Source organism: Chryseobacterium sp. 2987 (genome assembly GCF_031456375.1).
Taxonomy (GTDB): domain Bacteria; phylum Bacteroidota; class Bacteroidia; order Flavobacteriales; family Weeksellaceae; genus Chryseobacterium; species Chryseobacterium vaccae.
The window spans coordinates 1-14,444 of sequence record NZ_JAVDUN010000017.1 but is presented as its reverse complement, the minus strand read 5'-3'; the positions used below and the strand labels follow the sequence as shown (position 1 = coordinate 14,444).

The 14,444-nt window shown below is 36.5% G+C and carries 11 protein-coding genes; 8 read left to right on the top strand and 3 right to left on the bottom strand.

What is annotated here, in order from left to right:
* From J2Y40_RS23840 to J2Y40_RS23830, 3 genes are all read left to right on the top strand, one after another.
* Positions 1-2,051, top strand: a 2,051-nt coding sequence (locus J2Y40_RS23840) for an RHS repeat-associated core domain-containing protein (protein WP_310001788.1), incomplete at its 5' end; no start/stop codon positions are given.
* A gap of 10 nt (positions 2,052-2,061) precedes the next feature.
* On the top strand, positions 2,062-2,586 hold the full coding sequence (locus tag J2Y40_RS23835; RefSeq protein WP_153394833.1) for a hypothetical protein: 525 nt from the start codon (positions 2,062-2,064) through the stop codon (positions 2,584-2,586).
* 404 nt (positions 2,587-2,990) lie between these two features.
* Positions 2,991-4,016: a PQQ-binding-like beta-propeller repeat protein gene (locus J2Y40_RS23830; RefSeq protein WP_153394835.1), complete on the top strand. Its 1,026-nt coding sequence runs from the start codon at positions 2,991-2,993 to the stop codon at positions 4,014-4,016.
* Positions 4,017-4,408: 392 nt separating this feature from the next.
* Here J2Y40_RS23830 and J2Y40_RS23825 read toward each other — a convergent pair whose 3' ends face one another.
* The 3 genes from J2Y40_RS23825 to J2Y40_RS23815 form a co-directional block, all read right to left on the bottom strand.
* Positions 4,409-5,644 (bottom strand): T9SS type A sorting domain-containing protein, encoded by a 1,236-nt coding sequence (locus J2Y40_RS23825; protein ID WP_310001785.1) that lies wholly within the window; start codon positions 5,642-5,644, stop codon positions 4,409-4,411.
* Between the two features lie 197 nt (positions 5,645-5,841).
* Positions 5,842-6,204: a hypothetical protein gene (locus J2Y40_RS23820; RefSeq protein ID WP_153394839.1), complete on the bottom strand. Its 363-nt coding sequence runs from the start codon at positions 6,202-6,204 to the stop codon at positions 5,842-5,844.
* Between the two features lie 157 nt (positions 6,205-6,361).
* Positions 6,362-6,826 (bottom strand): hypothetical protein, encoded by a 465-nt coding sequence (locus J2Y40_RS23815; RefSeq protein WP_153394841.1) that lies wholly within the window; start codon positions 6,824-6,826, stop codon positions 6,362-6,364.
* 173 nt (positions 6,827-6,999) lie between these two features.
* Between J2Y40_RS23815 and ppk1 the strand changes: the two genes are divergently transcribed.
* From ppk1 to J2Y40_RS23790, 5 genes are all read left to right on the top strand, one after another.
* Positions 7,000-9,072 (top strand): polyphosphate kinase 1, encoded by a 2,073-nt coding sequence (gene ppk1 / locus J2Y40_RS23810; RefSeq protein ID WP_153394843.1) that lies wholly within the window; start codon positions 7,000-7,002, stop codon positions 9,070-9,072.
* Positions 9,069-9,953, top strand: coding sequence for an exopolyphosphatase (locus J2Y40_RS23805; RefSeq protein WP_153394845.1), 885 nt, complete (start codon positions 9,069-9,071; stop codon positions 9,951-9,953). Before ppk1 ends, J2Y40_RS23805 begins: the two co-directional genes overlap by 4 nt.
* 301 nt (positions 9,954-10,254) lie before the next feature.
* Positions 10,255-10,908 carry an NAD-dependent epimerase/dehydratase family protein gene (locus tag J2Y40_RS23800; RefSeq protein WP_310001783.1) on the top strand — a complete coding sequence of 218 codons (654 nt, stop codon included), beginning with the start codon at positions 10,255-10,257 and terminating at the stop codon, positions 10,906-10,908.
* Complete coding sequence (locus J2Y40_RS23795; RefSeq protein ID WP_153394849.1) at positions 10,905-11,057, top strand: hypothetical protein; 153 nt, start codon at positions 10,905-10,907, stop codon at positions 11,055-11,057. Before J2Y40_RS23800 ends, J2Y40_RS23795 begins: the two co-directional genes overlap by 4 nt.
* A gap of 137 nt (positions 11,058-11,194) precedes the next feature.
* Positions 11,195-14,233: a choice-of-anchor I family protein gene (locus J2Y40_RS23790; protein WP_310001781.1), complete on the top strand. Its 3,039-nt coding sequence runs from the start codon at positions 11,195-11,197 to the stop codon at positions 14,231-14,233.
* Positions 14,234-14,444: the final 211 nt, after the last annotated feature.

The following is a 14,444-nucleotide window of genomic DNA, read 5'->3' as shown; positions in this document are numbered from 1 at the left end:
AGCATCAAGTAGACAGTAATCCGGAAGAGATTCTGTCGCAAAACAGCTACAATGAACTCTCCCAATTGGAAACCAAGAAGGTTGGAGGAACTAGTACGGGATCACCATTACAAACCATCAACTATCAGTATAACATCAGGGGCTGGATGACACAAATTAACGATCCTGCGAATTTGGGAAATGATCTGTTTGGTTATAAAATCAATTACAACCAAGTTGAAGGAATGGAAACCCCGAACAGTAACTATAGCACCTTAAAAGTAAGACCTAAATTCAACGGAAATATTACGGAAGTATCTTGGAAAACTTTAACGGAAGAAAATGAACCATTGAAAAGATACGGCTATGTTTATGATGGATTAAACCGTCTTTCAGCAGGTTTTTACCAGAAACAGGGTAATGAAACGGCCAAAGAATATTTTGAAATCCCGGAATATGACCTGAACGGAAATATCACCCGACTGAAAAGATCAGCTGCTCTCCAGACAGGAAATACAGCTGCTGTTGTGATTGATGATTTAAGATATGATTATACAGGCAATAAGCTGACTAAGGTGACCGATGCTCAGCAGAATTCATCAGGCTATCCATACCTTGCCAGTCCCGGAACAATTGGGTATGACAATGATAATGGCGACGGAAATGGGAATATGACCAGTCATCCGGATAAAGGCATTTCTTCAATTCAGTATAATTATTTAAATTTACCCAAACAGATTACCCAGAATGCTCAGGTGACCAACTTCATCTACAGGGCAGATGGAGTAAAAGTAAAGAAGTTCTTTGGAGATATAGAAACCAATTATCTGGATGGATTCCAGTATAAAAGTACCAAGCCATCAGAAGCAGGAACAGGTGGAATTATATTACCTGATCCAAATGAAGTTGCGGAGATGAAACTCAGAATCATTCCTACCTCAGAAGGTTATTATGATGCACTTAACGGTCAGTACATTTATAATTATACCGATCATTTGGGTAATGTAAGATTAAGCTACACGGATACCAATAAGGACGGATTCATACAGCCAAGACAATACCGTTGGGTGCAATGTGACGGACCTTGGAACCCTTTAAATCCACCCAATTGTATTGATGGTTGGAAACCGGGCGAGATTGTGGAAGTGAATAATTATTATCCTTTTGGATTGCTGCATAATTATACAGCAACAACGCAGAATGCTTATCAGTATAAGTACAATGGCAAAGAGCTGCAGGAGACGGGGATGTATGATTATGGTGCTCGTTTTCTTATGCCTGACATAGGTCGTTGGATATCGCCAGATCCTTTGAGTGAAGAATATAGAAGATGGTCGCCATACAATTATGCAGTAAATAATCCTGTTAGATTTACTGATCCGGATGGAATGAGTGTATATGACATTATTGGAGTTACTAAACAAGATGCCCAAAAATTTAAAGCAGATATTCATAAAGTTTTATCAGATAGTAAGTTTGCAGGAGTTATAGCATTAATAGATGTAAAAGGAAAATCATTTAACAAAGTAGATGCAACTGCATTATCTACTGCTTTAAGTGGAGTTAATATTTCAAAAGATGAACAGGCATACATTGATACAATTGTAGGGGCAATTAATGATTCCAAAGTTCATACAGTTGAATATTTATCATTGGGAGATACTGTATCTTCTGCTGGAGGAACAGCTCTTAAAGATCACATGAATAAAGCACAAGCTGGAGTTGGAGATAAATTAGTTCCAGATGTAAGTAATGTTAAAGCAGACCTTATAAATGGTATAGCTGGGGCAGGATTTAATGTTCCTACTGCAAAAGGTTCACATTCAATTATTGTGGAAACTGCATCTACTACTTCAGAATCAAGGGCTGAAACATCAAGCCATGAAGTTTTAGGACATGGTATACCATCAGCAAAAGGGTTATCTCATACTGTAAATAATACAAATGCAATTAGAATGTCTAATTTAGTGCGAAGGATTACAGGAAGTACTGAACCACCAAGAGATGGAACTAACCCACCTCATGCAGGAGGAAAAGTAACTAATGAAAATGATTTACCAATAAGTCGATAAATTAATTATTATGAATAAAATATTTTTTTACTCTCTTCTATTTCTATTTACTAATTGTGCTTCACAAACACAATCATTAAAAAATACAAGTAGAGAATATCTTCAAAAAATAATAGATAAGGAGTTTTCTAATGAAGGCAATAATAAGATTTTAGTATATGCTGTTGATGATAAGTGGTATTTGATTATTAATGATAAAGATTCTTATTATGAAGAATTTTATATAAAATCTGATGGGAATAAAATTATCAAAGAAAAATTAGACAAAATCAATAAGCCTAATTCAATGTTAGATAATGCTTTTGATTTATCTAATTATAAATATGATTATATAGATTTTTCTTCAGAGGGGTATAAAGATTATAAATTAGCACAAGGCAATAAAACATATTTTTGTGTTATTGATAAAGAAAAATATTATGGAGAATTTAATCTGTCTGTAATTGTAGACCCTATACCCATAGATAAAAATTTGAATAAATATCTTATGACTAAATTATTAAAAGAAATATCCAACAACAAACCCGCTCAATGAGCGGGTTTTACATTTATAAAATGCTTTGCAGTTTAGTTTGTTTAAGGAACGCATCCAGAAGAGTGTAGACGTGTTGTCCCCCAGCTGGCGCAAGCGTCACGCTTGTGCCATGATGGAATAATAAAACCACAGCATCCGTGGTGGTTTTTATATACAGGTTTAGGGAAAACCTCTATATTTACCAGTACAGAGACCATCTAGGCAACGCAAGGATGAGTTATACCAAAAACAGCGAAGGCGCTCTTGAAATAACGGATGTAAACAACTATTATCTTTTGGGCTTGAACCATATTGAAACACAGACAACTAAAAGATGATTGGGAGGTTATTTTAATTAAATCCGTTCCAGCCTGGGAAAATTTCAAAAAAAGCTCTGTAACAGTACCTCAAATACAACGTTATCCATGATAAATAAAATCACAATAATATTAATGTTTTTATTTTCTTGCAAAGAAACAAATATTAATCACCATTTAGAGCGTCATGCTCTTATTGCAAATATTGACCCTAAGAATAATTTCCTTATTTACTCTTATTGGAAAGATACGGACTATGCAATAAAAATCGAAGATTTAAAAACAGATAAAATACTTTATTCTTTTAAAATCAAAGACAATTCTTTTACAGAACCTAAAATACATAATAATAAAATATGTTTCCCTGAATCAAATGAAAGTTTCATTTGTATGGATTATAAAAGAAATATCATACTCTGGAAAATACAAACTAAAGGCAGAGTCAGAGAGTTTCAGTATGTAAATGATGATATGATTATAGCCAGTATAGATTCATATGGGATAGTGGCCATAAATTCAAATTCAGGAAAAGTAATGTATGAACTATTATTACATGCAGATCAAAATTGTAGTATAGATAATGCACCACGTCCTATTACTTATGATGATAATCATTTTTATCTTGCAGATTTTAATTGTAATTCAGTTGCTGCTTATGATATTTTGTCTGGGAAGAAAGTTTGGAGTGTTAATAGAAATTCAGCAGCCTTATCAAATTTAATTGTAGCAGGAAAGTATATTTTTGTCGGAAGTAACGATAATTACAAAACTGGAGAAATTATACTGTTAGAGGCTAAAACAGGAAAATTAGTCTATCAACATGAATCTAAATTTGAAATAATGTGTAATCCTATTCATTATAAAAATAAAATATACTATTATACATATGACTCTAGACTGAATGAATTTGATATTGAAAATAGAACATCTAAGATTATCTATAGTTTCAGTAAAGAAGATGATATAAGTGGAAGTCAAATCTATCCATTAGATAATTTCCTTTATTTTCAGGATTTAAGTTTTAATTTAAATAGAATCGATTTATCTACTTTAAAAAAAGAATTTATAGAAAAATCTCCGAAAGGTTTATTAGGGGTATATAAAATTAAAAACGAAATCAAGTTTGTTTATTAATGAGGGATTGTGACTAGTCCTGAAAAAAGGTTTAATGACTCGGTGGTAAGTATTAAATTCTGTAAGAAACACTAAAAGTGGGTATTTTCACAAAGATAATAGTAAGATACTTTATTATGGTAAAGATATAATCACCTTATAGCGCACAAAAACATAGTAATTATGAAGGGTGTTAATCCTTGCATAATATAAGGGAACAAGTGCCACAGTTCATTTCCCACCTCGTTGCGCAAAGTCTCTGACTTTGAGCTGATAAAAATAAAAACCACCCTAACAACGGTTTAATCTTTACTTGGTTTGCGTTATAGAATAAGCAACAATGAACCATTCAAAACAAAATAGCCTGTTTCAAAAACGAAACAGGCTATTGCTTTTTTGGGATGAACTTTTATTTATTTTTTGATAAATTTCATAGACTTAACAAAGTCCTTGTTATTATAAGTTCTTACGTAATATACTCCGTTAACAAAATCTTTTACATCAATCTTATCAGTTTCATTTTTAATGAAAGCTTTTTTTACCAATCGTCCTTCAGCGTTGAAAATTTCAACCTCATTGATAGGAGCCAATGGCGATGCAATTGAAATATACTGAGTAGTAGGGTTAGGGAAAAGGTTAATTGAATTTGCTTTTTCTACATCATTTACAGATAAGAATGAACAGGCATTAGAATTTAATAGACTCGCTCTTGGGCCTAACATGGTATTGGATGCAATTGTTTTCTGATCATTGGAAAACATCGCCATTTCAAAATCTGATACATAATCCATATAATTCATAAACATTGCTCCATTCGCAGACGTCGTACAGGTATACTGGTTATCTGGAAAAGAAGGAAAATCCTCTGTAAAATAAGGTCCGTTTGTAGCTGGTGTATCAGCACATCCATCATCGTTATCAGGTGTCCCGCAAGCACTGTCATCTTCACCCCATGGATGCAGTAGTCCAAAATAATGTCCGATTTCATGAGTAGCTGTTCTACCACCGTTATAAGGTGCTTCAGCGGTTCCTGTAGTTCCAAAGTACTTATATCCTATGGCAAGCCCATCAAGCGGTTGACCGGCTGCATCTGGTAAATATGCCCACCCAAGATAAGGGTTCGCCATATCTCCTACCCAAATATTCAGGTACTTTGTAGGGTCCCAGGCTAAAAGTCCTGCTGCCTTATAATAGTTATTACCGAAATTAAAATTTGAAGCAACAGACTTTCTTTCAATACCATTTGTAGCTGCTCCAGTTGGGGTTTTTGTTGCCATACAGAATGCCAGTTCCATATCTGCAGCAAAAGGTTTGAAAGCAGCCGGAACTACTGAGTTAAAGTCAGCATTCATTTTTCTGAAGTCGTTGTTAAGTACAGCAATTTGAGATGCAATCTGTTCAGCAGTAATATTCTGAGTTTCATTTTTATACAGAACATGCACTACAACTGGAATGGTAATAACTGTCTGCCCGTTCTTTCCTACTGTTGTATTTTTACTTGTAAGATAATTTCTCAAATCGGCTTTCTTTGCCAAAGCTTCTGGATTTTGAGCGAAAAATTCCTTCATTTTAGCACTAGTCGCACACGTTCTCTGAGCGTATATGTTAGCCATTAAAATACTGGCAGACAAGAGTAAAAGTTTTTTCATGTAATTTAAAATATAATCAACAAATATACACTTTTAACAAAAAAGCAACAATAAAATATTGATGTAACAAGTAAAAATATAAACTTACCTTTTAATAATAGATTAATAAAATATATTTTATTCTTGGCTTTTATATCATTCCGACTTATCAATAATTATTCTCTTAGCTATGCTTTATGGTATAGCCTCTTATGATCCTAAGGCTCTACAGCAAGCAGATAAACAGAACATTGCTCTCCATCCTGAACCAATATCTTACTACCTTCAATTTTCACTTCCTGTTTATAGCTTCCATATCCCCCTCCCATTTTGAACGCCTGTATAACTTCAATAATAAGGCGCGATCTCTGTAGATACAATACTCCATAAATGGTGGAAGTAGATTGTTTTGCCAGCAGCTGCTTTGCTTTCACCTCATTCTCAGCATAAAATTTTTCCACGGTGCCATTTCCATTAAAAACAAGATAATCTTCATAATGTTTAGTATCTGAACCCCGGCTTATCTCAAGCTTGGGAGGGATAATATTAAATTTGCCTTTTGTTATATAAGTTCCTTCCATAATATACAGTTTATCAAAATAGATCCCTGGAAAATTTATGGTTATGAAATTTTCTACCTTTTTTAAAAGCTTGTTATGAATATGTTCCGACGATTGACAGGAAAAAAGAGAAAAGAAGGTAAGAAACACAATGACAATTTTCTGTTTTATCATGATATTAATAGTCTTTAGATTTAACGTATGTTTTGATGTATCCCTTTGTCTGGGGCGAAGGAAGAACCTCCCCTATTATAGTATCATTCTTTATAGATAACTTTTCCCGGGACAGAAACTTTCCGGCCTGTACATGTTTCAACTTCCATCTCATTTCTGATTTTTCATTATTGATACAGTAAGCTCCTTCCAATGCATCTTTGCCCGATTTTTTATTCAATTCAACCACCCGGCCGTTTTTGTAAAATTTCAATCCCTTTTTCAGAGACTTTACCCCAACTGTATCTGATCTGGAGTTGAGCCAGTAAGATTTTCCATCTATTGCGATCAGGTGATAAACAGCAGAAGTGTCTATCAGCTTATAGGTAGAGCTGTCATTGCATAAAATGGTTTTCCGTTGCCCTCTTGCTGTACAGCTGATGCAGATCATAATCATCAACACGATATTCCGTAAAATATTTTCTGTCATATGAAAGGATTTTATTCATATTAAATATACAAAAAACCTCTGACTATCAACACGATTGCAACATCCCGACTGAATTAATTCACTATCATATAAAAATTAACCAAAGTTTAATCTAATCCATAGGGATTGAAACTTAACGATTTATTATTTTTGATAAAATATACACATTCAGAATGTCAGTACACTTTAATCCACGAGATATTACATGGCTTGCCTTTAATGAAAGGGTTTTACAGGAAGCCATGGACGAAAAGGTCCCTTTACATTTAAGAATACGTTTCCTCGGAATCTTTTCCAACAACCTGGATGAATTCTTCAGAGTGCGTGTTGCCGGATTAAAGCGGGCCATGGATTTCAAGGAAAAAGTGATTGCCGAATCATTTTACCAACCGCCGTCCAAAATTTTACAGCGGATCAATGACATTGTCATCAGCCAGCAGCAGAATTTTGACAAAACCTGGAAAAATATCCAGTCTGAAATGGCTGAACATAAAGTATATATCAAAAACGCCAAAAACCTGACAGCTAAACAAAAAGAATTCGTCAGAACCTACTTTGATGAAGTTGTGGAATCCAATGTGATCCCGATTCTTCTTCATGAAAATACACCTATGCCCTATTTAAGAGATAAAAGTCTCTATCTGGGGGTTGCCATGAGAAAAAAAGACTGGCAGTATTCCAGTAATTATGCTATTATTGAGATTCCTTCCCGATTTGTAGGACGATTTGTGCTGTTACCTACAGAAGATCCGGAAGAAAAAAATGTCATGCTGCTTGAAGATGTGATTACCTTCAACCTTCCGCATATTTTCTCCTATTTCGGGTATGATGAATTTTCTGCCAACGCTTTTAAAGTGACAAAAGATGCCGAACTGGATCTGGATAATGACATCCGCACCAATTTTGCAGAAAAAATAGAAAAAGGACTGAAAAACAGAAGAAAAGGAAAGCCTACCCGTTTTGTCTTTGATAAAGATATGGATAAAGCTCTGCTTGAACTTCTGATCAGAAAACTGAGCCTTTCCAAAAAAGACAGCATTATTCCGGGGGGAAAAATTCACAATTTCAAACATTTTATGGATTTTCCTGATGTCTTTGAAAAGTATGAAAAACCGGAAGAAAGAACTTCATTTACCCATCAGGCCTTTGAACATGGCGAAAGGGTGACAGACGTCATTTTAAAACAAGATGTACTTCTTTCCTTTCCTTACCATAAATACAACCCGGTAATTGATCTCCTCCGTGAAGCTGCCATGGACCCAGACGTAAAATCCATACAAATTACCGCTTACCGTATGGCCAGCAGCTCCAAAATCATCAATGCGCTGATCTACGCAGCAAGAAACGGCAAAGAAGTAACGGTAATGCTGGAACTTCAGGCAAGGTTCGATGAAGAATCTAATCTGGAATGGAAAAGCATGCTGGAACCGGAAGGAATAACCGTTCTGGTAGGTCTTCCGAATAAAAAAGTACATGCCAAGCTTTGTGTCATCAAGAAAAGAGCCCACAACAAAACCATCCAGTATGGCTTTATAAGCACCGGAAACTTCAACGAAAAAACAGCAAGGATTTATGGTGATCATTTATTATTGACCTCCGACCGTGGTATCATGGCAGATATCAACAAAGTTTTCAATGTTCTGAAAAAACCAAAAGAAGATTATCTTCCTGTCCTGAAAACCTGCAAAAGTTTATTGGTCTGTCCTCAATTTATGAGGGAAAAAATCATTCATCATATAGACAAAGAGATTGAAGAAGCCAAAGCCGGAAGACGTACCGAAATTATCGTTAAAGCCAACTCGGTTAGCGACCGTTTTTTAATTGAAAAACTCTACGATGCCGCAAAAGCAGGTGTTGTGGTTAGAATGATCGTAAGAGGAATCTATTGTGCTGTTAATCAAAAAGATTTTAAAGAAAAAATAAAAGCGATCAGCATCGTAGACGAATATCTTGAACACGCCAGAGTCATGTATTTCTATAATAAAGGAATGGAAGATATATACATCTCCTCTGCCGACTGGATGACCAGAAACCTCGACTACAGGATAGAAGCCGCTGCAAAGATCACAGACAAAGGTCTGAAGAAGGAATTAAAAGATATTCTGGACATTCAGTTGAGAGATAACGTAAAAGCTCGTATTTTAGACAAAAAATTGAGCAACGAGTATGTAAGGAATGATAAGAAAGAATGCCGTTCTCAAATAGAAACCTATAAATATTTAAAAGCTAAAACAAGCAAAAAATGAAGATCGCCGCGATAGACATAGGAAGTAACGCCGCAAGACTTTTGATCAATGAAGTAAAGATCAACAATAAAAAACCTGAATTTATAAAATTAAACCTCCTGAGAATCCCTCTAAGGCTGGGAATGGATGTTTTCACTTTAGGAAAAATAGGAAGTGAAAGAGAAAAAATGGTCATCGATTCTATGAAGATTTTCAGCGACCTGATGAAAATCTATAAAGTAGACCATTACAGAGCCTGTGCTACCAGCGCCATGCGCGATGCCTCCAACGGCAACGAAATTATCAAGCAGGTGAAAGAAACTTCAGGCATCAATATAGAAATCATTTCCGGAGACGAAGAAGCCACCCTGATCTACGAAAATCATGTAGCAGAAGGGCTTGACAAAGAATTCGCCTATCTTTACATTGATGTTGGAGGAGGTTCTACAGAGCTCACTTTTTATGAAAACGGTAAAATGATCTATGAAAGATCCTTCAATATAGGAACAATCCGCCTTCTCAACAATCTGGTTACTGCTGATAACTGGACGGAAATGAAAGAAGCGATCAAAGAAAATATTACCAGTAAAAAGCCCATTGTAGCCATCGGTTCGGGAGGAAACATCAATAAAGTTTTCTCCATGAGTAAAACCAAAGACGGTAAGCCAATGTCTCTTTCTCATCTTAAAAAAACCTACAAAGAGCTTAATGAACTTTCTGTAGAAGAAAGAATGACCAAGTACAACCTCAGAGAAGACCGGGCAGATGTTCTCGTTCATGCATTAAGAATCTTCAATAATGTAATGTCATGGGCAGACATCAGCAGGATTTTTGTTCCTAAAATTTCAGTAGCAGACGGACTTATTCACAATATCTACAGTCAGCTGCACGATAAAAAATAATTTTCACCCATACCATTATATTGAAAACCAGTCTTGTTTCGGCTGGTTTTTATTTTTGTTATCAGTAAAAAAATCTGCCAATCTGTGAAAGAAAAAATACACAATCATCAGTGAAATTTGTGAGATCTGCGGGAAAATTAATACTAAAAATTCGCGCATCCATAGCAGCGCTTCCTTTTTAATATTTTTTATGCTACAAAACAATCATATTCAGTGAAACACATTCAAAAGAGTATAATTTTTGATATTCTTTAAAGTAAAAACAGATTGTAAAACGTCAACATAATATCAACAGCTAGAAATGAACCCAATCAAAATAATTATCACAGGTGTTACAGGAATGGTAGGAGAAGGTGTTTTAATGGAATGTCTTGAAAATCCTCATGTTTCTGAAATTTTAAGTGTAAGCAGAAAACCGTCCGGCAAAAAGCACGCAAAACTTAAGGAATATATTATCCCAGACTTTTTAGCTATCGATCTTCATGATGAAACCCTGAAAGGTTATGACGCCTGTTTTTTCTGTGCCGGAATCAGCAGTGTAGGAATGAATGAAGAAGAATATACCAAAATTACGTATGATACCACCCTTCATTTTGCTAAGGCTGTGCTGAACCAGAATCCTGAAATGGTTTTCAACTATGTCTCAGGAGCCAGCACCGACCAGACCGAAAGCGGAAAGATCATGTGGGCACGGGTAAAAGGCAGAACCGAAAATGCATTAAAAAAGCTAGGATTCAGGAATGAATTCAACTTTCGTCCCGGATTTATGAAGCCTGTTCAGGGACAAATTAACATAAAATGGTTTTTTAAGCCTTTTATTTGGTTTTTTCCTATTTTTTTACCGTCAAAATCATTAACTTTACACGAAGTAGGTAGAGCAATGATCAATGCCGTACACAGAGGGTATCCTACATCAACTTTGGAAATTAGGGACATTAAAAATTTAGCTATATGAGAGAAATGTTAAAAAGAATAGTTCTGGTTATTTTTGTACTCTTGGTTCTGACTGCAGTTTCAGGATTCTTCTATATGCAGAAACACCCTTTGGAAGGCAAAACACCAACACAGAAAACTTTTAATTTCTCAGGAAAGCAAACAAAATAAACCAAAAACCGGGAAGACAAATAATGATTTCATTTTTTGCATTTAAGGAAACCATTTATTAAACATTTCTTAAAGTTCCCTTAAAACAACTGCAGCGTATAAAGTTCATTTTTGCATACATCTAATGCAAGTAAAAAATGATCAACAACTACCTATTAAAAGGTTCTGTTATTGCCGCATTCTTCCTACAGAGCGGACTTTCAGGACAGACACTTGTTCATTACTGGAACTTTAATAACAGTACTACAGAAACATCCATTACAACACCATCTTCCTCTTTAACAGGAGGATCCCTCGCTGCTATTACCGGAGGAACCAGTCTGATAGACTTTGCCAACGGAACAGGGCAAAATTTCAATACAGAAAATCTGAATGCCAGAAACGGAGATCCTTCAGGAACCCACCTGAGATTTAACAATCCCATTGGAGGAGCATTACAGTTTAATCTTCCCACAACAGGATACAATAACATCATTGTAAAATTTACAACCAGAAGATCCGGACAGGGAGCTGGCACACAAATCTGGTCCTATTCAACAGACGGGACAACTTTTATTCCGTATCAGAATATTAATCCTCAGGATACCAATCCGCAGCTGGTTACTTTTGATTTTTCTACCATTTCAGGAGTTTCCAATAATCCGAACTTTAAATTAAAAGTAGAGTTCTCTGCCACCGGAGGCGGAACAGGAGGAAATAACCGCTTTGACAATTTCACCGTAGATGCATCCCCGGTTGGAGGTATTGACACTACTCCACCAACGGTTACTTATCTTCCCACAAATAATACCAATAATGCATCAACAACAGTCAATCCTACCCTATCTTTTAACGAAAATGTAAGACTGAAAGATAACTCCGTAATCAACGATTCTAATGCACAAAATCTGATAGAATTCCGTTTAGGAAGTGCTTCAGGTACATTCGTTCCCTTTACAACAGCTTTCAGCAATAACACCATTACCGTTATCCCTTCATCCGGACTTATACCGGGTCAGACTTACTACCTGGCTCTTAAACCCGATACTGTAGAAGATTTCAGTGATAATGCTGTTATAACAACTACTGCCAGCACGTTTACGACAGCAGGAACCTCCGTTTCCTTGGATAAAAATTTTATAAAAGTTAATGAAAATGCAGGAAATCTTGCTTTCAAAATCAATATAAACAATCCTTCGGCAGCATCTGTAAACCTCGTGGTAAAGCCTGCTCCGTTCAGTACGGCAGACAGCAATGATTTTACATTAGCCAGCCAGACCATCAATATTACACCGGGAATGACAAATTATACCGTCAATATCCCAATTATCGATGATACCGTGGAAGAACAGCAGGCAGAATACTTTGTCGTAAGCCTTGAAAATCCTTCCGGTGCGTCAATTTCAGGGGATAATTCTGCAACGGTTTATATTGTAGATAATGACAAACCTGCTCCGGTTCCTTCCGGACAGATCCAGCTGAACTATATCGGAAGCTTTGATCCTTCCGGAAATAATAACAGCTCTACGGAAATTGTTGTCCACGATCCTTCCACACAAAGATTATTTACAATCAGTTCTATTACGGATGTGTTTGACATTCTTGATTTCAGTACACCAACTACCCCTTCCGTAATCAGAACAGTGAATATGGCACCCTACGGAGGTATCACCAGCATCGCTGTAAAAAACGGAATTATTGCAGCCGCCTCTCCTAATACCAATCCTCAGCAGAATGGTTCTGTTGTTTTCTTCGATATTAATGGAAATTTCCTGAAACAGGTCACGGTAGGCGCACTTCCGGATATGATTACCTTCACTCCCGATGGGACAAAAGTAATTACAGCCAATGAAGGTGAACCTAATGACGTTTACACGGTAGATCCGGAAGGAACCATCAGCATCATTGATATTTCAGGAGGTATCGGAAATCTTACACAGAGCAATGTGACCACTCTTAACTTTAACAGTTTTGATTCCCAAACCTCAGCTTTAACAGCCACTGGTCTCAGAAAAGTAAGAACCAACAACACCCTTTCTCAGGATCTGGAACCGGAATATGTGACGGTAAGCAGCGACAGCCAGAAAGCCTGGGTTTCTCTTCAGGAAAACAATGCCATGGCTGAGGTTAATCTTACCACAAAAACCATCACCGGAATCTGGGGGCTGGGTAAAAAAGATATGAGCCTTCCGGGCAACGGTTTTGACGCTTCCGATAATAACGGAGAAGTTTTGATTGCCAACTGGCCTGTGAAAGCCTATTACATTCCTGATGCCATTCAGAATTACAAAGTTGGAAATACCCATTATATTGTAACCGCCAATGAAGGAGATGAGAAAGATCTTTCCGGATATAGCGAAAGAACAACAGTAGGAGCCAATAATTACACCCTGGATCCGATATTGTTCCCGCAGGCATCGGTTTTAAAAGCTTCTCATAATTTAGGAAGATTCAGAGTGTCCAGTGCAACAGGAAATACAGACGGAGATTCAGATTTTGAAGAAATGGCCGCATTGGGGGCACGTTCTTTCTCCATTTTCAATACAGATACCAGACAACTGGTTTATGATAGTGGCGATCAGTTTGAAAGGTATATTGCCGCCAATCATCCATTGATTTTTAATGCGGATAATGAATCCAACGGAGCCAAGAACAGAAGCCGCGCCAAAGGTCCCGAGCCGGAAGGTGTAGCATTAGGAACGATCAACGGGCAAACTTACGCTTTTATTACGCTGGAAAGAACCGGAGGAGTGATGGTCTATAATATCACCAACCCTGGCAGTCCCGTATTTACAGATTATAAACATTCCCGTCTGACTTCTGCTTACGGAGGCGATAACGGCCCTGAAGGGATTATCTATATTGCTCCTGAAAATACTACAACCGGAAAAGGTTATGTCATCATTGCCAATGAAATCAGCGGAACACTGTCCATGTATGAGGTAGCCACCTCTCCTACTTTAGGAACCGGAGAAATTAAAACGGAAAAAACAACGTTCAACGTGTTTCCGAACCCTTTGAATAAAGGGAATACATTATATTTCAACAGAAAACAGGATTACGAGTTGTTTGATATGTCCGGAAAAATGATAGGTAATGAAAAAAATGCTCTCACCATAGAAACCTCTAACCTTTCTACAGGAGTTTACCTGATAAAAACTTCTGAGGGACATGTGAAAAGGGTTATTGTAAAGTAATTAATGGAAGCTGGAAGAAGGAAGTCGCAATTGAGCCTGTGAAATTATGATCGTTATCCTGATCCGGATTGAGATAAAATATCCGTTCACCAGATACTGTAAAAGTCCCGGAATAGTTAGACTGCACCCAAAAGTTTAGACAAAATTAAACAATATTATTATATGAAAGAGTTCGGTACTGTACCGGACTCTTTCCTTTTAGATTAAGTCT

Excerpts from the sequence above, each read along its gene's own strand:
- J2Y40_RS23835 (WP_153394833.1), top strand. The coding sequence starts at position 2,062 with ATGAATAAAATATTTTTTTACTCTCTTCTATTTCTATTTACTAATTGT.
- J2Y40_RS23830 (WP_153394835.1), top strand. The coding sequence starts at position 2,991 with ATGATAAATAAAATCACAATAATATTAATGTTTTTATTTTCTTGCAAA.
- J2Y40_RS23825 (WP_310001785.1), bottom strand. The coding sequence starts at position 5,644 with ATGAAAAAACTTTTACTCTTGTCTGCCAGTATTTTAATGGCTAACATA.
- J2Y40_RS23820 (WP_153394839.1), bottom strand. The coding sequence starts at position 6,204 with ATGGAAGGAACTTATATAACAAAAGGCAAATTTAATATTATCCCTCCC.
- J2Y40_RS23815 (WP_153394841.1), bottom strand. The coding sequence starts at position 6,826 with ATGACAGAAAATATTTTACGGAATATCGTGTTGATGATTATGATCTGC.
- ppk1 (WP_153394843.1), top strand. The coding sequence starts at position 7,000 with ATGTCAGTACACTTTAATCCACGAGATATTACATGGCTTGCCTTTAAT.
- J2Y40_RS23805 (WP_153394845.1), top strand. The coding sequence starts at position 9,069 with ATGAAGATCGCCGCGATAGACATAGGAAGTAACGCCGCAAGACTTTTG.
- J2Y40_RS23800 (WP_310001783.1), top strand. The coding sequence starts at position 10,255 with ATGAACCCAATCAAAATAATTATCACAGGTGTTACAGGAATGGTAGGA.
- J2Y40_RS23795 (WP_153394849.1), top strand. The coding sequence starts at position 10,905 with ATGAGAGAAATGTTAAAAAGAATAGTTCTGGTTATTTTTGTACTCTTG.
- J2Y40_RS23790 (WP_310001781.1), top strand. The coding sequence starts at position 11,195 with ATGATCAACAACTACCTATTAAAAGGTTCTGTTATTGCCGCATTCTTC.